The organism is Methyloversatilis sp. RAC08, assembly GCF_001713355.1.
Taxonomy (GTDB): Bacteria; Pseudomonadota; Gammaproteobacteria; order Burkholderiales; family Rhodocyclaceae; genus Methyloversatilis.
Window position 1 is genome coordinate 2,122,114 of the sequence record NZ_CP016448.1, and the last position, 20,533, is coordinate 2,142,646.

A 20,533-nucleotide genomic window follows, 5' to 3' on the forward strand; every position below is an offset into this window, starting at 1 on the left:
GCCCATGACGATTCTGTCGCGTTCCAGTGTTGTGTTTCTTGGCGATGCAGCGCTGGCTGCCGCCGCCTGGTATCTGTCGTTCCTGCTTCGCTTCAATCTTTCGATTCCGCCGGAATACGTGCCGTCCATGCTGGCTATCCTGCCCTGGGTCGTCTGTGCGCAAGCGGTGGTGTTCCGGCTGTTCGGCCTGTATCGGAGCATCTGGCGGTTTGCCAGCCTGCCGGATCTGCAGCGCCTCGTCGTCACGATCGGAGCGGCGGCACTGCTTGCGCCCTTGCTGGTATGGCTGATCAAGCCGGAAGGCATCGTACCGCGCACCATCTATGTGCTCGATCCCATCCTGCTGATCCTGCTCATGGGTGGCGCGCGATTCGCGTATCGCGCATGGCGTGATCATCGCGAATTCGGCGCCGCCGCGACGCAGGGGAAACCCGTGCTCATTCTGGGCGCCGGCGAGTCGGCTCTCAGCCTGCTGCGCGAGATCGGCCGCTCGGGCCAGTGGCGCGTGGTCGGACTGCTCGACGACAATCCGAAGAAGCACGACCGTACGGTTTATGGGCACAAGGTGCTGGGAGGCCTCGATTCGCTCGCCCGGCAGGCGCTCGATCTGAAGGTGTCGCACGCCATCATAGCCATGCCCTCCGCGTCGCACGAGGCGCGGCGCAAAGCGGCCAACGCCTGCGTCCGCGCCGGCGTCAAGCCGATGACGGTGCCGTCCTTCGATGACCTGATCAGCGGCAAGGTGGCGGTGGCTGCGGTGCGCGAGGTGGAAGTCGAGGATCTGCTCGGACGCGATCCGGTGAAGATCGACGCGCCGCGTCTGCGTCAGCTGATCGAAGGTCAGGTGGTCATGGTGACCGGCGCTGGCGGCTCGATCGGTTCCGAGCTGTGCCGGCAGATCGCGCGCTTTGCGCCATCGGCCATCGTGGCGTTCGAACGCGGCGAGTTCTTTCTCTACAACCTGGTCGAAGAGTTCTCCGAAGTCTTCCCGCAGATTCGCATCGAACCGGTGATCGGCGATGTGCGCGAAGAGGCCCGACTCACGCTGGCGATGCAGCAGTTCCGTCCGGTGGTGGTGTTCCATGCCGCGGCGTACAAGCACGTGCCGCTGATGGAAGGCGTGAATGCAGTCGAGGCCATACGCAATAACGTGGGTGGCACGCTGGCCGCGGCGCGCGCCGCGCAGCTCTGCGGCGTGCCGCGCTTCGTGCTGGTGTCCACAGACAAGGCGGTCAATCCGGTCAATGTGATGGGGGCCACCAAGCGGTTTGCCGAGATGGCCTGCCAGGCACTGGCGGCGCGTGGCGGTGCGACGGCCTTCAGCACGGTGCGCTTCGGCAACGTGCTGGGCAGCGCCGGCAGCGTGATTCCGAAGTTCCAGGAACAGATCGCCCGGGGTGGACCGGTCACGGTCACCCATCCGGACATCATCCGCTACTTCATGTCGATTCCCGAAGCTGCGCAGCTGGTGCTGCAGGCGGCGCTGATGGGTGAGGGCGGCGAGATTTTCGTGCTCGACATGGGCGAACCGGTGCGCATCGCCGATCTGGCGCGCGACATGATCCGGCTGTCCGGCGCGTCCGAATCCGAGGTGAAGATCCAGTTCACGGGTCTGCGCGCCGGTGAGAAGCTGTACGAAGAACTGCTGGCAAGCGATGAAACGACGCGGCCCACCCATCACCCCAAGGTGCGCATCGCGCGTGCCCGCGCGATGGATGACACGCTGTGGCTGGGCAGGCTCGAACGCTGGCTGTCCGGCCCGCTGCCGGTCGAACCGGCGGCCCTGCGCAACGAACTGGCGCAGTGGGTGCCGGAATACAAGCCGCAGCACGACATGCCGCAGGCGGCGCTGCCTGCAGCGGACGCCGCGACTGCCGGCCCGGGTGCGGACCATGGAACCGGCCGCACGTGAGCACCTACGCGATCGGCGATCTGCAAGGCTGTTTCGATCCACTCGAAGCGCTGCTTGACCATTGCGGCTTCGATCGCAGACACGATCGCCTTTGGTTCGTCGGCGATCTGGTCAATCGAGGCCCGAAATCGCTCGAAACGCTGCGCTTCGTGCGCGATCTGGGCGACGCCGCCGTCACCGTGCTCGGCAACCACGACCTTTCGCTGCTGATGATCGCGGCCGGTCAGGGCAAGCGGCACCGGCTAGACACCTTTCACCATGTGCTCGATGCACCCGATGGCGACGAATTGATCGACTGGCTGCGCCAGCGCCCGATGATGCACGTCGAGGGCGACTACGCCATGGTCCACGCCGGCCTGTTGCCGCAGTGGGACATCGCGCAGGCGCAGGTGCTGGCGCACGAGGTCGAGGCGGCGCTGCGCGGGCCGCAGTCGGTCGAATTCATGCAGCGCATGTGGGGCAGCGAACCGGCACAGTGGCAGGATGAACTGCACGGCTGGGACCGCCTGCGCATCGTCGTCAATGCGCTCACCCGCATGCGCTTCTGCACACCGGAGGGGCGCATGGAATTCCACAGCAAGGGCGCGCCCGAAGAGCCGCCGGATGGCTATCTGCCGTGGTTCGACAACGCTGCCGCGCGCTGGCGCAGCCACACGGTGGTGTGCGGTCACTGGTCGGCCCTCGGATATCGCAGCGCTGACCACGTCATCGCACTCGATTCCGGCTGTCTGTGGGGTGGCGCGCTGACCGCGCTGCGGCTGGAAGACCGCGCGGTCTTCCAGGTGCCGTGCGAGCGCTGCGCGACGTTCTGAGCCATCGGGCGCGCCTGCGGGAACGGCCGCCTGTGGGAATGGCGGCCTGCGGGAATGGCGGCCTGCGGGAGCGGCGGCCTGTGGGAGCGGCGGCCTCGCCGCGATCGTGCCTAGATGGTCGCTGTGCGAAGTGCGTATCGCGGCGAGGCCGCCGCTCCCACAGGACAGCTCCCACAGGACAGCTCCCACAGGACAGCTCCCACAGGACAGCTCCCACAGGACAGCTCCAACAGGGCCGCCCGCGGCTGTTGCTTTGGATCTGGACGCAGTGCCCGCGTGCAGGGTCCGGCGCGGATGGCGCGTGGAAGATGTCGTGCGATCCGCGTTTTGCTGTCAACAGACTCTAGAATGCGGGCTCGCCTACGGAGGACTTCCATGATCGGGTTGTTTCTGATCACCCACAGCAGTTACGGCGAATCGCTGATCCAGTGCGCCTGCCATGTACTCAATACCCGGCCGGTGCAGATGGCGCAGCTGGGCGTGTCGGGTCAGGACGACCCGCTCGACCTGCTGCCGCTGGCCCGCAAGTGGCTGTCGGTCGTCGATACCGGAGACGGAGTGCTGCTGCTGACCGATGTGTTCGGCGCCACGCCGTCCAATCTCGCGCAGAAACTGTGCGAGCCGGGGCGGATCGAGGCGGTGGCCGGTGTAAATCTGCCGATGCTGCTGCGTACGCTGACTTACCGCGAACGCGAAACGCTGCAAGGTCTGGTGAACCGGGCGGTCAGCGGCGGTCGTGACGGAGTGATGGCCATGAGGACGACGCGCGATGCCAAGACGTGACATCACCATCATCAACAAGCTGGGCCTGCATGCGCGCGCCTCGGCCAAGCTGACCCAGCTGGCCAGCCGTCATCAGTGCGAAGTCTGGCTGGAGCGCAACGGCCGTCGCATCAACGCCAAGAGCATCATGGGCGTGATGATGCTGGCCGCCGGCAAGGGCAGCACAATCACCATCGACACCGAAGGCAGTGATGCCGACGCGGCGATGGCCGGGCTGGTCGCGCTGATCGAAGACCGTTTTGGCGAAGGCGAGTAACGTGACCTTCACGTTGCACGGTCTGGCGGTGTCGGGCGGCATCGCGATCGGCCATGCCTATCTCGTGTCGCACGCCACGCTCGAGGTGGCGCACTACGCCGTGGCCCCGCGCAAGATCGAGGACGAAATCCTCCGCCTGTCGCGTGCCTTCGACACGGTGCGCGCCGAGCTGGCCGAGCTGCGCAGCGGGCTGGTCACCGACAGTTCCGAAGCGCTGGGCGAACTGCTTGCCTTCGTCGACCTGCACAGCATGATTCTCGACGACCCGATGCTGCTCGACGAGGCGCGCGAATTCATGCGCACCCGCCGCTGCAACGCCGAGTGGGCGATCAAGCGGCAGATGGACCGGCTGGTCGAACAGTTCGACCAGATCGAAGACGCCTACCTGCGCAGTCGCAGCGCCGACGTGGTGCAGGTGGTCGAGCGCGTGCTCAAGGTGCTGGCCGGCAAGCGCAACCGCATGAGTACGCGCCGGCGCGACACCGACAGCATCGTCGTCGCGCATGACCTGTCGCCGGCGGACACCATCCAGTTCAAGGCGCAGCGCATCGCCGCCTTCGTGACCGACCTGGGCGGCGCCACCTCGCACACCGCCATCGTCGCGCGCAGCCTGGCCATTCCGGCGCTGGTCGGCATGCATCAGGCGCGCACGCTGATTCAGGACGACGACATGCTCATCGTCGATGGCCTGCGCGGCGTGCTGATCATCAATCCGGACGACAACATCCTCGACGAGTACCGGCTGCGCGCGCGCGAGATCGAGATCGAGCGCTCGAAGCTGAAGCGGCTGGTTGGCGGTGTCGCCAGCACGCTGGACGGCGAGGTGGTGCAGCTGTACGCCAACATCGAACTGCCGCAGGACGTCGAGCAGGTGCGCGAGGTGGACGCCGACGGCATCGGCCTGTTCCGCACCGAGTTCATGTTCCTGAACCGCGACACGCTGCCGGACGAGGACGAACAGTTCGAGGCCTATCGCAGCGTCGTGCAGGCGATGAAGGGCAAGCCGGTCACGCTGCGCACGCTGGACATCGGCGCCGACAAGGCGCTGCGCGGAGCGCAGCGCAGCGAAGCCAATCCGGCGCTGGGTCTGCGCGCCATCCGCTACTGTCTGGCCGAACCGCGCATGTTCGTCACGCAGCTGCGCGCGATCCTGCGTGCGTCGCATTACGGCAGTGTGCGCATCATGCTGCCCATGGTGGCGTTCCAGCACGAGATCGAATCGGCGCTCGCCCTGGTCGCGCTGGCGCGCCAGCAGTTGCGCGAAGCCGGCCGCAAGTTCGACGAGCGCGTGCCGGTCGGCGCCATGGTCGAAATACCGGCCGCCGCGCTGGCACTGGGCACGCTGATGAACCACTTCAGTTTCCTGTCCATCGGCACCAATGACCTGATCCAGTACACGCTGGCCATCGACCGTGCCGACGAGGCGGTGGCGCATCTTTATGACCCTTTGCATCCGGCCGTGCTGCGGCTGATCCAGCAGGTGATTGCGCAGGCCAAGCGCGCCGGCATGCCGGTGGCTGTGTGCGGCGAAATGGCCGGCGAGCCGCAGTTCGCCCGCCTGCTGCTCGGCATGGGACTGCGCCAGTTCTCGATGCATCCATCGCAGCTGCTCGAAGTGAAGCGCGAAGTGCTGCGCTGCGACTGCGGCGATGTGGCGCCCCGCGTGCTCAAGCTGCTGCGCTCCGACGACCCGCTGCGTATCCGCGAACAGCTGGAACGCATCAACACCGGCATGACGCCGGTGCAGTGATGCGCATACTCGGCATCGACCCCGGCCTGCGCATCACCGGTTTCGGCGTGCTGGAAGCGGTGGGCGCGAAGTTGCAGTACGTTGCCAGCGGCCGCATCACGTCGAATGAACGCGATCCGCTGCCGTCGCGCATCGCCACGCTGTTCGAAGGCATCCGCGAGGTGGTCGACACCTGGCAGCCGACGCATGCGGCAGTCGAAATCGTGTTCGTGAACGTCAATCCGCAATCGACGCTGCTGCTCGGTCAGGCGCGCGGTGCGGCGCTGTCGGCGCTGACCGCAGGCGGTCTGCCGGTGGCCGAATACACCGCATTGCAGGTGAAGCAGGCGGTGGTCGGCCACGGCAAGGCGAACAAGGAACAGGTGCAGTTCATGGTGACGCGCCTGCTGGCGCTGGCCGCAACGCCGGGCACCGACGCCGCCGACGCGCTGGCCTGCGCCATCTGCCACGCGCACGCCGCCCGCGGCATCGGCGCACTGGCCGGACCCGGCAGCCGCCGCCGCGGCGGGCGCATCATCGCCCGTCGTCTGGCCTGACGCAGTTATTGGTGCTGCTGGGGGAGCGACGGCCTGTGGGGTTGACCCCTGTGGGAGCGGCCCCTGTGGGAGCGGCGGCCCCGCCGCGATAGTGCAGTGACCATCATCGTGCAGAGTGCGCATCGCGGCGAGGCCGCCGCTCCCACAGCAAGCTCCCACAGCAAGCTCCCACAGCCATTCCTCTCAGGCCGCATGCCGGGGTGGCCGCTCGCCTACAATCTCGGCATTAACGGGGAGCGCGGCCGTACATCCATGCGCCGCGCCCCCTGCCAACCCTGATTCCGGAGTCCCCATGATCGGTCGCCTCACTGGCACGCTGCTTGAGAAGAACCCGCCGCGCATCCTGCTTGACGTGCAGGGCGTGGGGTATGAAGTCGATGTGCCGATGAGCACCTTCTACAACCTGCCGTCGGCCGGTGAGCGGGTGACGCTGCATACCCACTTCGTCGTGCGCGAAGACGGCCATTTTCTGTTCGGCTTCGCCTCGCCGGCCGAGCAGGCGGCCTTTCGCCAGCTGGTGAAGATCACCGGCATCGGGCCGCGCATGGCGCTGGCCGTGCTGTCCGGCATGTCGGTGGATGAACTGGCCCGCGTGGTGGCCATGCAGGAAGCCGGGCGCCTGACCAAGATCCCCGGCATCGGCAAGAAGACCGCCGAACGGCTGCTGCTGGAGCTGCGCGACAAGCTGCTGCCGACCGCCTCGCTGACCAGCGCCGTCGCACCCGACGCCGGCGCCGACATCCTGAATGCGCTGATGGCGCTCGGCTACAGCGAGCGCGAAGCGCAGTCTGCGCTGCGCACGCTGCCCGAAGGCGTGAGCGTGTCGGACGGCATCCGGCAGGCATTGAAGGCCTTGTCGAAGGCCTGAGTCGCGGTTTCGCCGTACGCCGCTGTTGCGGCGCAACATCCCCTTGATGTGCGTCAATCCCCAGGACGGGCACGGGTCGTAGCGTGTACCCATCGTGACCTCAGGTCCGAAGCCATCATTCATCAGGGAGTTTCATCATGCACATCGTCCACACCGCACTGGCTGCCAGCCTCGTGTCGCTCAGCCTGATCAGTACGCCTGCGCTGGCCGATCCGGCGAAAGACACTGCCATGCTCAAGCTGGCCGCCAGCAGCGGCTGCACCGTCTGTCACAGCGTGGAACCCGCAGCCAAGACCGATGGCAGCGTGCCGGTCGGTCCGCCCTGGCGCGATGTCGCCGCGCGCTATTACGGCGTGAAGGACGCGCAGACCACGCTGACGCAGATCGTCATGCACGGCTCCAGCCCGTACTCGAGCCACTGGAAAGGCAAGGTCGGCGGGCTGGCGATGCCGCCCAACGAAGTGGCCATCAGTGAAGCCGATGCGACCAAGCTGGTTGGCTGGATCCTGTCGCTCGATGTGAGATAGGCCCGCTTGACTTGATGCGCACACGCTTTTAATGTGCGCACTCGCGCCGATTTGAGCCACAGCTTGCGGGCGCGTTACAAATGCAGCCAGGGTCTGTTCTCATTTGATTCGTGCCTCACGCGTGCAGCCAGTGCGCCGCACGGCAAGGCGCGCCGACGCAGCCTGACTGGCCGTCAGGCAAGGAGGTGCAACGCAGCCATGTGACGCACTGGTTGTACGCCCTGCGGGTTGCCCCTGGGCTGGCCGCGCACCGCGTTGCACTCCTTGTCGAGACAGCCAGTCTCGACTGCGTCGTGCGCCTTGTTCGCGACCAGCCCAGGGGCAAGGTGACGCACGAATCAAATGAGAACAGACCCTACAGAGAGTCCCGACCCGTCGGTACGCTTCCTGCGTTCGACGGGTTTTTGCATTGGTGCCGCCATGATGGCGTGACGTCATTGCCGTGACCCTCTGCAGTGCCGACCGCCCCGCACCACGGAGACCCAGATGATTCGCCCCGACTGCACCGACCTGCTCAAGAGCCTGATGACCCGCCGCATCCTGATCCTGGATGGCGCGATGGGCACCATGGTGCAGCGGCACAAACTGGTCGAGGACGATTACCGGGGCGAGCGCTTCGCCACGCATCCGAAGGACCTCAAGGGCAACAACGACCTGCTGCTGCTGACCCGGCCCGACGTGATCCGCGGCATCCACGCCGCCTATCTGGAAGCCGGCGCGGACATCATCGAAACCAATACCTTCAACGCAACGGTGATTTCACAGGCCGAATATGGCCTGGAGTCGGTGGTGCATGAAATCAACTTCACCGGCGCCCGCCTGGCGCGCGAGGTGTGCGACGAATACACCGCGAAAAACCCGGACAAGCCGCGCTTCGTCGCCGGCGTACTCGGCCCGACTTCGCGCACCTGTTCGCTGTCGCCCGACGTGAATGACCCGGGCTACCGCAACGTGAGTTTCGACCAGCTGGTGGACGACTACGTCGCCTCCGCGCGCGGTCTGACCGAAGGCGGCGCCGACCTGCTGCTGATCGAAACCATCTTCGACACGCTGAACGCCAAGGCCGCCATCTTCGCGGTCGAGAAGTTCTTCGAAGAAGAAGGCCGCCGCTGGCCGGTCATGATTTCCGGCACCATCACCGACGCCTCCGGCCGCACATTGTCCGGCCAGACCGGCGAGGCGTTCTGGAACTCGCTGCGCCATGCCAACCCGATTTCGTTCGGCTTCAACTGCGCGCTCGGCCCGAAAGAGCTGCGCCCGCACGTCGAAGAACTGTCGCGCCTTGCCGACACGCACGTGTCGGCGCACCCGAACGCCGGCCTGCCGAATGCCTTCGGCGAGTACGACGAATCGCCGGCCGACATGGTTAAGCACATCGCCGAGTGGGCGAAATCCGGCTTCCTGAACATCGTCGGCGGCTGCTGCGGCACCACGCCGGAGCACATCCGCGCGTTCGCCGAAGCCATGGACGGCATCGCGCCGCGCCGCGTGCCGGAGATCGAACGCAAGCTCCGCCTGTCCGGGCTGGAGGCGTTCAACGTGGGCGCCGACGCACTGTTCGTGAACGTCGGCGAGCGCACCAACGTCACCGGCTCGAAGGCCTTCGCACGCATGATTCTCGAAGGCCGCTTCGATGACGCGCTGGCGGTCGCCCGCCAGCAGGTGGAGAACGGCGCGCAGGTGATCGACATCAACATGGACGAGGCGATGCTCGATTCGGTCGCCGCGATGGACCGTTTCCTGAAGCTGATCGCGTCCGAGCCGGACATTTCGCGCGTGCCCATCATGCTCGATTCGTCGAAGTGGACGGTCATCGAAGCCGGCCTGAAGTGCATACAGGGCAAGGGCGTCATCAATTCGATCTCGATGAAGGAAGGCGAAGCCGAATTCCTGCGTCAGGCGAAGCTGGCGCGCCGCTACGGCGCAGCGGTCATCGTCATGGCCTTCGACGAGAAGGGCCAGGCCGACACCTATGCGCGCAAGACCGAAATCTGTCAGCGCGCCTACACGCTGCTGACCGAAACGGTGGGTTTCCCGCCGGAAGACATCATCTTCGACCCGAACATCTTCGCCATCGCGACCGGCATCGCCGAGCACGACAACTACGCGGTCGATTACATCGAGGCGGTCGGCTGGATCAAGCAGAACCTGCCGTACGCGAAAACCTCGGGCGGTGTGTCGAACGTGAGCTTTTCGTTCCGCGGCAATGACCCGGTGCGCGAAGCCATCCACACGGTGTTCCTGTTCCACGCGATCCGCAACGGCCTGTCGATGGGCATCGTCAATGCCGGCCAGCTCGGCGTGTACGAAGACATTCCGCAGCCGCTGCGCGACAAGGTCGAGGACGTGGTGCTTAATCGCAACCCGGGGGCCGGCGAGGCGCTGGTCGAATTCGCCATCACGGTGAAGGGTTCGGCACGCGAGAACGAGAAGGATCTGGCGTGGCGCGAGTGGGTCGTGGACAAGCGGCTGGAACATGCGCTGGTCAAGGGCATCACCGAATTCGTGGTGGAAGACACCGAAGAGGTGCGCGCGCGCCTCGAAGCCGAAGGCAAGCCGCCGCTGGCGGTGATCGAAGGCCCGCTGATGGCCGGCATGAACCACGTCGGCGACCTGTTCGGCGCCGGCAAGATGTTCCTGCCGCAGGTGGTGAAGTCGGCACGCGTCATGAAGCAGGCGGTGGCGCACCTGCAGCCCTACATCGAAGCATCGAAGAAGGTCGGCGAAACCAAGGGCCGCGTCGTCATGGCGACCGTGAAGGGCGATGTGCACGACATCGGCAAGAACATCGTCGGCGTGGTGCTCGGCTGCAACGGCTACGACGTGATCGACCTCGGCGTCATGGTGTCGTGCGACAAGATTCTGGCCGCCGCGCGCGAACACAAGGCGAACGTGATCGGCCTGTCCGGCCTGATCACGCCGTCGCTCGAGGAAATGAGCCATGTCGCGTCGGAAATGAAGCGCGAAGGCTTCGACATTCCGCTGCTGATCGGCGGCGCAACCACGTCGCGCGCGCACACTGCGATCAAGATCGCGCCCTTCTACGACCATCCTGTGGTGTATGTGCCGGACGCCTCGCGTGCCGTCGGCGTGGCGACCAGCCTGCTGTCGATCGACCAGCGCGCCGGCTTCGCCGCGGAAGTCGCAGCCGACTACGTGAAAATCCGCGAACAGCACGCCGCCAAGAAGGGCCAGAAACTGGTGTCGCTGAACGAGGCGCGCGACAACGCCTACTGCTGCGGCTGGGGCAGCGAAGTGATTCCCGTGCGCCCGGCGAAGACCGGCCGCCAGGTCATCGTCGACCAGGACCTCGCGGCGCTGGTCGACTACATCGACTGGAGCCCGTTCTTCCAGACCTGGGAGCTGTCGGGCCCGTACCCGGCCATCCTCGACGATGCGGTGGTCGGCGACGAGGCGCGCAAGCTGCTGGTCGACGCCAAGGCCATGCTGCAGCAGATCATCGACGGCAAGTGGCTGACCGCGCGCGCCGTGTTCGGCGTCTGGCCGGCCAACAGCAACGGCGACGACATCGAGTTCTATACCGACGACACGCGCCTGAACACCGCGATGGTGTGGCACAACCTGCGCCAGCAGCACGAACGCCCGGCCGGCAAGCCGCACTTCTGCCTGGCCGATTTCGTCGCGCCGCGCGCCAGTGGTGTGGCCGACTGGGCGGGCGCCTTCGTGGTGACCGCCGGCATCGGCATCGAAGCGAAGCTGGCCGAGTTCCACAAGACCCATGACGACTACAGCAGCATCATGCTGAAGTCGCTGGCCGACCGTCTGGCCGAAGCCTTCGCCGAGTACCTGCACGCGCGGGTGCGGCGCGAGGATTGGGGCTACGCCGCCGACGAGTCGCTCGACAACGCCGCGCTGATCGCCGAGAAGTATCGCGGCATCCGCCCGGCGCCGGGCTACCCGGCCTGTCCGGACCACACCGAAAAGGGTGACCTGTTCAAACTGCTCGATGTCGAAGCGGCGATCGGCGTGTCGCTGACCGAAAGCTACGCCATGTTTCCGACGGCTGCGGTCAGCGGTTTCTACCTGGCGCACCCGGACGCGCAGTATTTCGCCATCACCAAGGTCGGCCCGGACCAGGTCGCCGATCTGGCAGCGCGCAAGGGCCTGCCCGAGCCGGTGATGAAGCGCTGGCTGGCGCCGGTGCTGTAGGCGGCGCCGGTTGTTTCGATGAAGCGTCGGCTGAGTCTTGCCGCCTGCGCGCTGCTGCTCGCCGCGTGCGGGAGTCTGCCCGAGCGTGATCCGCGGCTTGATCGTCTGCTCGCCTATCGCGAACTTGTCAGGAGCACCGTGGTGGCGGGCGACTGGACGCTGGATGCCTGGCGACAGCTGTCGGCGGATGCCGACTTCGCCGCGATGATTCAGGCGGCGGACCGTCGGGTCCGGCCGGACAGCTGGATCGTCTGCCCACGCCGGATCGATGGTGAGTTTCCGGCTTATCCGTCAGCCAGACGAGTCGATCTTCAGGAGGCCGTGTTGATGGTCGCCCTGATCGTGGATGCCGATGGCCGGATCCGCAAGGTTCGCCACGTTCCGCACCCGCGCATCGTGGCGGAACCGCCGTACGTGAAGGCCGCGCTCGACGCCATCGGCGGATGGACCTTTTCGAAGGGATCGATCGATGGCGAACCCGCTGCTTTCGTCATGTTGCAGACGATTGCTTTCCAGCTGGAGCAAGGTGTCTTCAACATGAAGGCGCTGGATGGCGGTGATGCACGCTGCCGCAAGACGGACGTCGCCGCGCTGCCCTGAATGCAGGGCGTCAGCTGCCGAACAGCGGATCATCCGCCGGCATCCCCAGCGCCTCGAACACCTTCAGCGCCGCCCAGGCATCGTTCGCGGCATACAGCACCTGCGCCGGCGTGAGCACCGGCAGCGACCAGTTCGACGTGGTCACCGACTTCGATTTGCGGAAATTCTGCCCCAGCACCACGCCGACCGCTGCGCGCACGCCGATCGAATTGTTGTAGCCCTGCTTGCGGAACACGCGATCCAGATCGACCAGCCCGCGCGGCACCACGCCGAGCTTGGCCAGCACCTGCGAGCGGTCTGACGACAGGCCGAAGCCGATCTTCAGCACGTCTTCGTCATGCAGCAGTTCGGCCAGCACCGGCCAGCAGTCGCGATGATGCAGCTGGAACACGTACGCACGATCGGTCAGCGCGAACTGCACCACATGCGGGCCGCTGCTCACCTCGCCCGGCTTGAAGGTCGGCTTCGATTCGGTATCGAAACCCACCTGCCGTGCCGCGCGGATGTCGGCCGCCGCCGCGGTGAATGCCGCCGGGGTCGCCGGTACATGGATGCAGTCCGGCGGCACGCCGGGAAAAGTTGGCAACAGGTCGGTTTCCGCTTTCGAAGGGGCGGTTTTTCTCATCGCGATCGTTTCGGGTGCGCCGGGGATGGGGCGAGTGGATGATCGCTCAGTCCGGCGGATTGCGACAGCACGGCCGGATGCCATCCGTGGTGATCCGGCGGGAGCGACAGCTGCGGGAGCAGCGGCCTGTTGTTGCGGCGGCCTTGTGGGAGCGGCGGCCTCGCCGCGATCGGCGCGTTGATCAACGATCATCGCGGCATCAATCGCGGCGAGGCCGCCGCTCCCACAGGGGCAGTCCCCACAGGGGCAGTCCCCACAGGGGCAGCTCCCACAGGGATAACGCCCGCAAGGGCCGCCCCACACAGCCCGCACGGCTCACGAGAGCACGTCCTCGCGCGGGACTGTCTTCAGCCCTTCAGCGTCGCATAGCTGGTCATCAGGTTGCGGTAGTCGGGGATGTGGTTGGACAGCAGCGTGGCCAGACCTTCGACGTCGTTGCGCCAGTCGCGGTGCAGTTCGCACGCCACGCCGAACCAGTTGATCAGTTGCGCGCCGGCCTGCGACATGCGGTCCCAGGCGGAATGGCGGGCGATGTCGTTGAAGGTGCCCGAGGCGTCGGTGACGACGAATACTTCGAACCCTTCTTCGATCGCCGACAGCGCCGGGAAGGCGACGCACACTTCGGTGACCACGCCGGCGATGATGAGCTGCTTGCGGCCGGTGGCCTTGATCGCCTTGACGAAGTCCTCGTTATCCCAGGCATTGATCTGGCCCGGGCGGGCGATGTAGGGCGCGTCGGGGAACAGGCCCTTCAGCTCCGGCATCAACGGGCCGTTCGGGCCCTGTTCGAAGCTGGTCGTCAGGATGGTCGGCAGCTGGAAGTACTTCGCCAGGTCGGCGGTGGCCAGCACGTTGTTGCGGAATTTGTCGGGGTCGATGTCGCGTACCAGCGACAGCAGACCTGCCTGATGGTCCACCAGCAGCATCACGGCGTTGTCCTTGTCCAGCTTTCTGTAGGGCTTGTTCATATCGTTCTCCTTGCGGTTGAGGGCCGTCAGCCTGCAAGGCGTCGGGCGGTGTGAGCCCTGCGCGCCCGGTGCGCGCAGGGGGAAACGTCAGGCGATCGCCGCTTCGAAACGACCGCTGTTGAAGTCGTCGATGGCTTCGCGGATTTCTTCCTGCGTGTTCATCACGAAGGGGCCGTAGCCGGCGATCGGTTCGTCTATCGGTTCGCCCGCCAGCAGCAGCACGACGGCGTCACTGTCTGCTTCCAGCGTGAAGTCACGCCCTTCGCGGTGGAACAGCACCATCTGCGCTTCGCGAGCCGCCTGGCTGCCATTGATGCGCACCGAGCCGCGCAGCACGACCAGTGCCAGCGTGTGGCCTGCGCGCACGTCAAGCGCGGTCCGGCTGCCGGCCGCAAGCTTCAGGTCCCAAACGTCGATCGGCGTGAAAGTGCGCGCCGGGCCGCGATGGCCAAGGTACTCGCCGGCGATGACGCGCAGATGTCCCGCGCCCCCGGGCAGTTCGACCACCGGAATGTCGGTTTTCGACAGCTGTTGATAACCCGGTGCGGCCCGCTTGTCTCGCGCCGGCAGGTTCACCCACAGCTGCACCATCTCCAGCGCGCCGCCGCGGCGGGTGAACTCGGGCGAATGGAATTCCGCGTGGATGATGCCGGCGCCGGCGGTCATCCACTGCACGTCGCCCGGGCCGATGACGCCGCCGGCGCCGGTCGAGTCCTGATGTGCCACCTCGCCGGCATACACGATGGTGACCGTCTCGAAGCCGCGGTGCGGATGGCGGCCGACGCCGCGCGGCGTGTCCGACGGTTCGAATTCGGCCGGGCCGGCGTAGTCGAGCAGCAGGAAGGGGCTGACGTGGCGGCCCATCGAGTCATACGAAAACAGCGAACGCACCGGAAAGCCGTCGCCGACCCAGTGACCTTTCGGTGCGCTGTACAGACCTGAAATCTTCTTCAAGGTGGTTCTCCCGTTCGTTTGCAGCGTTCCGTCGGAACCGTACTGCGATGAAATGAATACTAGATTCAGGACAATCGATGCACTAGACGGCAAAATGGCAATTCAGCGTTCCATTGATGGAACGATGGAGACTGAGATGGCCACTGCAGTGCAGGACCTGAACGATCTGTACTTCTTCACCCGGGTGGTCGAACACGGCGGCTTCGCGCCGGCCGCGCGCGCACTCGACATGCACAAGTCGAAGCTGAGCCGGCGCATCGCGCTGCTCGAAGAGCGCCTTGGCGTGCGCCTGATCCAGCGCTCCACACGGCGCTTCGCGGTGACCGAGATCGGTCAGGCCTATTACGGGCACTGCGTGGCGATGCGTATCGAAGCCGAGGCGGCGCAGGAGGCGGTCGAGCGCACGCGCGCCGAGCCGCAGGGCATCGTGCGCCTGGCCTGCCCAACCGCGCTGCTCGAATACCAGGTGGCGGACATCCTGTCGCGCTACATGGCCGAGTGCCCGCGTGTGCAGATCCACGTCGAAAGCACGAACCGCCGCGTGGACGTGATCCGCGAAGGCTTCGACCTGGCGATCCGGGTGCGCTTTCCGCCGCTGGAAGACACCGACCTCGTCATGAAGGTGCTCGGCGACAGCCACCAGCGGCTGGTTGCGCATCCGCGGCTGGTCGAGCCGCTGGCCGGCCAGTGCGTACCGGCCGATCTGTCGGCGCTGCCCAGCGTCGCCTGGGGGCCGGCGCAGCGCGAACACCGCTGGAATCTGCAGGGACCGGACGGTGCCAGCGCCCAGGTAGCGCACACGCCGCGGCTGATCACTGACGACCTGTCGGCACTGCGCAGCGCAGCGCTGCATGGTGTCGGCGTCGCGCAGCTGCCGACCATGATGGTGCGCGACGATATCGAAGCGGGCCGCCTGATCGACGTGCTGCCGCGCTGGGCGCCGCGCAGCGGCATCGCGCACGTGGTGTTTCCGTCACGCCGTGGGCTGCTGCCGGCGGTACGCGGGCTGGTCGATGCGCTGAGTCGGGGTTATCAGGTGGCTGACGCGCCAGCAGGCTTTGCACGCAGCACGCCGTGAGGGACGACCGCAGGCACGGCACCAGTCGGTTGTGCGCCGCCGGCTTCGAGCCGCGGCATGCGATGCCGTTGAATCCGGCCGATGCGTCACGGGTCGCAGTCTCGGCGGCACTGCGCGCGATCTGCACAGACGTTGTCAGGAACCGTCGCGCTGGCGGAGACTGTCGGCATTGGTGAGTTGGCGGCAGCACTGGTCTTTCACCTGCCGTTTGACGCTTACCTAGCGCTGGAGGTGGCATGAGCAGGCAAGGCACTACCGGTCAGGCGTTGCTCGCAGCGCTGCGCGGGCAGCGAGCGTTCGGGGCGCTGGATCCCGAGACGCTTGCCGGCATCGCGTCGGTGATGCACGTGAAGGCGTTCTCCGCCGATGACTTGCAGGATGATATCGACGGGCTCTATCTGATCATCCGCGGGGAAGTGCAGCTGATCAATGCCGACCGTCGAACCGAGGTTGCGTTGCGCCCGGGGGAGTTGTTCGGTTACGGCACGCCGGCGAGCGCTGCGGGTGCCTGGTCGGCCAGGGTGTCGGAAGACGCGTTGCTGGCGCGCGTTGCAAGCACCGATGTCGATGCGCTGTGCGCGGCGCAGCCGTCGCTGCAATGCTTCATCGCACCTGAGCCGACCGTGGTCGCGGACGCGCATCAGGCCCAGCCGGGCCTGAATCTGCTGCCCACGTCGGTGCGCGCGCTGATCAAGCGCAGCCCCATCACGCTGCCGCCCGATACCTCGATCCGCGATGCCGCGAAGCTGATGTCCGAGCAACGCGTGTCGTCCGTACTGATCGTGTCGCAAGGCCGCCTGTCGGGCGTGGTGACGGATCGCGACCTGCGCAATCGCGTGATTGCACAGGGCACCGATACGTCGCGCCCGCTCAGCGACATTGCCACGCCGCAGCCGCTGACGATGGACGTGAGGGACCCGGCCTTCGAGGCCCTGTTGCTGATGACGCGCCACAACATTCATCACGTGCCCATCACGGACGGCGATGCACTGGTTGGCGTGATCACGGCGACTGACCTGAACGTGCATCACAGCACGTCTCCGGTCTTTCTGGCGGGCGAAATCTACAAGCAGCAAACGCTCGAAGGCCTCGCCGCTGCCGCTGCAAGGGTGGGACTGCTGCAGCAGAATCTCGCCGCGTCGGGCGCGTCGGCATACAGCAGCGGGCGCATGATCACGGCCATTACCGACGCCATCACGTGCCGGCTGCTGCAGCTGGCCGAGGCGAAACTCGGGCCGCCCCCGATTGATTACGTCTGGGTGGCAGCCGGATCGCAGGCGCGCAGCGAGCAGACGGCCCGGTCCGACCAGGACAACTGCATGGTCATCGACGATGCCTTCGATCGCGCGCGTCACGGCGAGTACTTCAATGCGCTGTCCGGTTTCGTGTGCGACGGCCTGGCGGCCTGCGGATACCTCCACTGCCCGGGCGAAATGATGGCGATGACGGATCTGTGGCGGCAGCCGAAATCGCGCTGGCTGCATTACTTCCGCAAGTGGACGGACCAACCCGAGCCCAGGGCGCTGATGCTCACCTGCGTGTTCTTCGACCTCAGGGCGATTTACGGCAAGGCGTCGCTGCTCGATGAACTGCGGCGCGAAATGCTGTCGATGACGCAGGGCAAGCGCATGTTCCTGGCCCATATGGTCGGCAATGCGCTGACTCATACGCCACCTCTGGGGCTGTTCCGCGCGATTTCGACGATACGCTCCGGCGAGCACCGCGGCACCATCGACTTCAAGCACAGCGGCATCGTTCCGGTGGTCGATCTCGCCCGCGTCTATGCGCTGGCGGGCGGGCACGAAGCCATCAATACGTTTGACCGGCTGGATGTGGCGGCTACGGGTGGCGAAATCAGCGGGCAAAGTGCGCGCGACCTGCGTGAAACGCTGGAATTCATTGCCCGGATACGCATCCGGCATCAGGCCTGTCAGATTGCGGCCGGGCAGAAAGCGGACAACTTCGTCAAACCGGACGAACTGTCGAACTTCGAACGCAGCCAGCTCAAGGATGCCTTCGGCGTGGTTCAGACCTTGCAGAGCGTCCTGGGGCAGCGTTACCAGGCGGGGCGTTTCTAGGGTCTGACATTGATCGCGCGTGCTGACTGCACGCGGTTCGCGATCCAATGCCAACAGACCCTAGTACTTCAACCGCGCGTAATACGTCTGCTGGGCTGCTTCGCGCGCGTCGCCCAGCGTATGGATGCCTTTCTCGGCGAGCAGCGGAATCAGCCGCAGGAACACTTCGGCGGTGACGATGGCGTCTCCGAGCGCCGTGTGGCGGCCGATGACGGTGATGTTGAAGCGCTCGGCGATGGCTTCGAGCCTGTGCGATTCCTGATTCGGGTGCACCAGCGCAGACAGCAGCAGCGTGTCCAGCACCGGCTGTTCGAAGCGCAGGCCGGTGGCCGCCTCCTTCAACTGCAGGAAGCGCATGTCGAAGGCCGCGTTGTGGGCGACCAGTACGGTGTCCTGCGCGAACGCATGGAAGGCCGGCAGCACGGTGGCGATGGTCGGCTGACCGTCCACCTGGGCCTGCGTGATGCCATGGATCGGGATCGATGCGGCAGGAATCTTCCGCTGTGGATCGACCAGCTGTTCGAAACTTTCCTGCCTCAGCAGCTTGCCATTGACGATGCGCGCGGCGCCAATCTGGATGATTTCGTCGCCTTCGCTCGGATTCAGCCCGGTCGTTTCGGTGTCGAAAACCGTGTAGGTCAGCTCGGTCAACGGACGGTCGGCGAGCGTACGGCTCGATTCGGTCGAGCGGAACAGGTCGAAGTCGTAATACTCGGGGCGGCTGCCCTGCGGCACGAAGGTGGCGGTATCGAGCTGTTCGCGTTCGCTCGCCAGCGGCAGCAGGAAGCGGAAGAAGGCGCGGTGGCGAACGCGTTCGCGCTCGAGCCAGAACTCGCCGCCGTGGCGCTCGACCACGTCACGCACCGACAGCGGCGATCGCTCGCTGCCCGTGGTCATGCCGTCCATCTGCCAGTTCATCACCGTTTCGGTGCTCATGGTCTGGCCCTGCCAGATCAGGTCGAGGTGCGCGCGCGCGCCCTGCGGTGCCGCGCCGAGGCGCAACTGCACGCTGCGGACGTCGTATTCGTCCGCCAGCCGGTACGCCAGGCAGGCGAGCGCCTGCAGCAGCGAAAAGCTGTCCACCTTTAGCCACAGCGCGCCGTCGACCTCGTCGGCCGCGGCGCGCGGCGCGTCCAGCGATTCGATGCGCCGCAGCGCGGCCGACACGAGGTCGGCGCCCAGCATGTCTTCCAGCGGCCAGCGCGCCTTGATGCCGCGCGTGGATTCGTCGGCCAGTTTGCTCACGCGTGCGCTCATGGCGCCGACCTCGTCGCGGATGACGCCGTGGAAGCGCTCGCGCATCGCCGTGTCGAGATCGGGGAAGTCGAGCATGTCGATGGCCGCCTGCATGTTGGCGAGCGAGGCGCGGCTGCCTTCGGTCAGACCGAGCAGCAGCCGGTCGCGCGCCGACTCCTCCTCGAAGTCGCGGGTGATGTTGTCGAGCATCAGCACGAAGCCGCCGATGGCCTTGTCGTCGCCCTCGCCGCCGGCACGCACCGGCGTCATCTGCGCCCGCAGCAGCTGGCCGGCGCGCGTGGTGGTGACGAACTGCGCCGAAGGGCTGGCCACGCCGCGCTGCATGCGCTGCTGGATGTTCTCCAGCGCGTGCGCCACCAGCTTGCGGTCGAACACCGTGTAGATCGAGCGGCCGAGGCCGATCAGTTCGGCGCCCGAAGCGACCGCCGGCGCGTCGGACAGTGCGCGGAACTGCAGGCGGGCCCGGTTGTTGTAGAGCAGGATGCGGCCGTCGAGATTGCACACGACGACGCTCTGCGTCAGCTCGGACATCAGCGCCGCCAGCCGGCTGCGCTCCTGTTCGACGCTGCGGCTGGCTTCGCGCACCTGCTGCTCGACGTCAGCGCGCAGCCCGGCCCGCTGTTCGGCGAAGCCGGAAATGACGTCGGCCAGCGCCCGGTTCTCCGCTGCGCCCTGCGGCGTCAGCGTGCGCTGGACGTCGGTGCCGAGCAGGATGCGCGCCTCGTCGAGCAGTCGCGCCGGCGCGACGATGTAATGCCGGTACAGCGCATTGAGCCCGATGGCGGCGATCAGCAGCGCGAACACCAGCGTGACGCCAGCCAGCGGCAGCCGGCTGCCGATCAGCGCGACCACCGTATCGCGCTCGGCCGGTTCCAGCGTGGACATCAGCAGCACGCCGCTGACCACTGCCCAGCCGAGCATCACCAGCGCCAGTGCCGCGAGCGCCAGCAGCACGCGCCGGTCCGGGCGCAGCCGCGGGTTCACGTCGCCGGCTCCAGCATCGAGCGCACCTTCTGCACCAGCTCGCGCGTCGAGAACGGTTTGGTCACGTAGGCGTCTGCACCCAGCGCCAGCCCCTTCGCGACGTCGGTATCGCGCCCCTTTGCGGTGAGCATCAGGATACGGATGTCCTTGAGCGCGTCCTGCGCGCGCACCTCCTGACAGACCTCGAAGCCGGTCTTGCCGGGCATCATCACGTCGAGCAGCACCAGGTCGGGGCGGGTGGCGGCAATGGCGGCCAGCGCTTCGATGCCGTCGCGCGCGACGCTCACCTCGTAGCCTTCGCGCTTCATCAGGAACTCGAGCGAAATCAGTATGTTCGGCTCGTCGTCAGCGATCAGTATCTTGTGTGTCACGGCA

Annotated in this window: 17 protein-coding genes; 12 read left to right on the top strand and 5 right to left on the bottom strand. The window is 66.3% G+C overall.

Annotated features, from left to right (window positions below; translation table 11 throughout):
• Positions 1–4 precede the first annotated feature (4 nt).
• The 10 genes from BSY238_RS09970 to BSY238_RS10015 all read left to right on the top strand — a co-directional run bounded on the left by BSY238_RS09970 (position 5) and on the right by BSY238_RS10015 (position 12,214).
• Positions 5–1,912 (top strand): polysaccharide biosynthesis protein, encoded by a 1,908-nt coding sequence (locus BSY238_RS09970; protein WP_069039005.1) that lies wholly within the window; start codon positions 5–7, stop codon positions 1,910–1,912.
• The gene (locus BSY238_RS09975) at positions 1,909–2,724 is read left to right on the top strand and encodes a symmetrical bis(5'-nucleosyl)-tetraphosphatase (protein ID WP_069039006.1); all 816 of its coding nucleotides are present in this window, start codon (positions 1,909–1,911) and stop codon (positions 2,722–2,724) included. The genes BSY238_RS09970 and BSY238_RS09975 overlap by 4 nt, the downstream gene beginning before the upstream one ends.
• 375 nt (positions 2,725–3,099) lie before the next feature.
• On the top strand, positions 3,100–3,507 hold the full coding sequence (locus BSY238_RS09980) for a PTS sugar transporter subunit IIA (protein WP_069039007.1): 408 nt from the start codon (positions 3,100–3,102) through the stop codon (positions 3,505–3,507).
• Positions 3,494–3,763 carry an HPr family phosphocarrier protein gene (locus tag BSY238_RS09985; protein ID WP_069039008.1) on the top strand — a complete coding sequence of 90 codons (270 nt, stop codon included), beginning with the start codon at positions 3,494–3,496 and terminating at the stop codon, positions 3,761–3,763. Before BSY238_RS09980 ends, BSY238_RS09985 begins: the two co-directional genes overlap by 14 nt.
• A 1-nt stretch (position 3,764) precedes the next feature.
• Positions 3,765–5,513: a phosphoenolpyruvate--protein phosphotransferase gene (gene ptsP, locus BSY238_RS09990; RefSeq protein WP_069039009.1), complete on the top strand. Its 1,749-nt coding sequence runs from the start codon at positions 3,765–3,767 to the stop codon at positions 5,511–5,513.
• Entirely contained in the window at positions 5,513–6,049 is a 537-nt protein-coding gene (ruvC, locus tag BSY238_RS09995; RefSeq protein WP_069039010.1) for a crossover junction endodeoxyribonuclease RuvC, read from the top strand. Before ptsP ends, ruvC begins: the two co-directional genes overlap by 1 nt.
• Before the next feature lie 292 nt (positions 6,050–6,341).
• On the top strand, positions 6,342–6,917 hold the full coding sequence (gene ruvA, locus BSY238_RS10000; protein ID WP_069039011.1) for a Holliday junction branch migration protein RuvA: 576 nt from the start codon (positions 6,342–6,344) through the stop codon (positions 6,915–6,917).
• Between the two features lie 137 nt (positions 6,918–7,054).
• Positions 7,055–7,444 carry a c-type cytochrome gene (locus tag BSY238_RS10005; protein ID WP_069039012.1) on the top strand — a complete coding sequence of 130 codons (390 nt, stop codon included), beginning with the start codon at positions 7,055–7,057 and terminating at the stop codon, positions 7,442–7,444.
• Between the two features lie 486 nt (positions 7,445–7,930).
• Positions 7,931–11,614: a methionine synthase gene (metH, locus tag BSY238_RS10010; protein ID WP_069039013.1), complete on the top strand. Its 3,684-nt coding sequence runs from the start codon at positions 7,931–7,933 to the stop codon at positions 11,612–11,614.
• Positions 11,615–11,632: 18 nt separating this feature from the next.
• A complete protein-coding gene (locus BSY238_RS10015) occupies positions 11,633–12,214 on the top strand; it encodes a hypothetical protein (protein ID WP_069039014.1) in 582 nt (193 codons plus the stop codon).
• A 10-nt stretch (positions 12,215–12,224) separates the two neighbouring features.
• Here BSY238_RS10015 and BSY238_RS10020 read toward each other — a convergent pair whose 3' ends face one another.
• The 3 genes from BSY238_RS10020 to BSY238_RS10030 all read right to left on the bottom strand — a co-directional run bounded on the left by BSY238_RS10020 (position 12,225) and on the right by BSY238_RS10030 (position 14,761).
• Positions 12,225–12,800: a 3'-5' exonuclease gene (locus tag BSY238_RS10020; RefSeq protein ID WP_335625436.1), complete on the bottom strand. Its 576-nt coding sequence runs from the start codon at positions 12,798–12,800 to the stop codon at positions 12,225–12,227.
• A 386-nt stretch (positions 12,801–13,186) separates the two neighbouring features.
• Positions 13,187–13,807 (bottom strand): isochorismate family cysteine hydrolase YcaC, encoded by a 621-nt coding sequence (ycaC, locus tag BSY238_RS10025; RefSeq protein WP_069039016.1) that lies wholly within the window; start codon positions 13,805–13,807, stop codon positions 13,187–13,189.
• An 87-nt stretch (positions 13,808–13,894) separates the two neighbouring features.
• Entirely contained in the window at positions 13,895–14,761 is an 867-nt protein-coding gene (locus BSY238_RS10030) for a pirin family protein (protein WP_069039017.1), read from the bottom strand.
• Positions 14,762–14,909: 148 nt separating this feature from the next.
• Here BSY238_RS10030 and BSY238_RS10035 point away from each other — a divergent pair, with 148 nt between their 5' ends.
• Together BSY238_RS10035 and BSY238_RS10040 are read left to right on the top strand one after the other, a co-directional pair.
• Entirely contained in the window at positions 14,910–15,839 is a 930-nt protein-coding gene (locus BSY238_RS10035; RefSeq protein WP_069040600.1) for a LysR family transcriptional regulator, read from the top strand.
• Between the two features lie 236 nt (positions 15,840–16,075).
• Positions 16,076–17,917, top strand: a complete 1,842-nt coding sequence (locus tag BSY238_RS10040) for a putative nucleotidyltransferase substrate binding domain-containing protein (protein WP_223300086.1) — start codon at positions 16,076–16,078, stop codon at positions 17,915–17,917.
• Positions 17,918–17,977: 60 nt separating this feature from the next.
• Here BSY238_RS10040 and BSY238_RS10045 read toward each other — a convergent pair whose 3' ends face one another.
• Complete coding sequence (locus tag BSY238_RS10045) at positions 17,978–20,158, bottom strand: 3'-5' exonuclease (RefSeq protein ID WP_083224008.1); 2,181 nt, start codon at positions 20,156–20,158, stop codon at positions 17,978–17,980.
• On the bottom strand, positions 20,155–20,529 hold the full coding sequence (locus tag BSY238_RS10050; RefSeq protein WP_069039018.1) for a response regulator transcription factor: 375 nt from the start codon (positions 20,527–20,529) through the stop codon (positions 20,155–20,157). The genes BSY238_RS10045 and BSY238_RS10050 overlap by 4 nt, the downstream gene beginning before the upstream one ends.
• Positions 20,530–20,533 lie beyond the last annotated feature (4 nt).

Coding starts and splice junctions, on each gene's coding strand:
- BSY238_RS10040 (WP_223300086.1), top strand. CDS start 16,076: ATGAGCAGGCAAGGCACTACCGGTCAGGCGTTGCTCGCAGCGCTGCGC.
- BSY238_RS09980 (WP_069039007.1), top strand. CDS start 3,100: ATGATCGGGTTGTTTCTGATCACCCACAGCAGTTACGGCGAATCGCTG.
- BSY238_RS10015 (WP_069039014.1), top strand. CDS start 11,633: ATGAAGCGTCGGCTGAGTCTTGCCGCCTGCGCGCTGCTGCTCGCCGCG.
- ruvA (WP_069039011.1), top strand. CDS start 6,342: ATGATCGGTCGCCTCACTGGCACGCTGCTTGAGAAGAACCCGCCGCGC.
- ycaC (WP_069039016.1), bottom strand. CDS start 13,807: ATGAACAAGCCCTACAGAAAGCTGGACAAGGACAACGCCGTGATGCTG.
- ruvC (WP_069039010.1), top strand. CDS start 5,513: ATGCGCATACTCGGCATCGACCCCGGCCTGCGCATCACCGGTTTCGGC.
- BSY238_RS09970 (WP_069039005.1), top strand. CDS start 5: ATGACGATTCTGTCGCGTTCCAGTGTTGTGTTTCTTGGCGATGCAGCG.
- BSY238_RS09985 (WP_069039008.1), top strand. CDS start 3,494: ATGCCAAGACGTGACATCACCATCATCAACAAGCTGGGCCTGCATGCG.
- BSY238_RS10005 (WP_069039012.1), top strand. CDS start 7,055: ATGCACATCGTCCACACCGCACTGGCTGCCAGCCTCGTGTCGCTCAGC.
- metH (WP_069039013.1), top strand. CDS start 7,931: ATGATTCGCCCCGACTGCACCGACCTGCTCAAGAGCCTGATGACCCGC.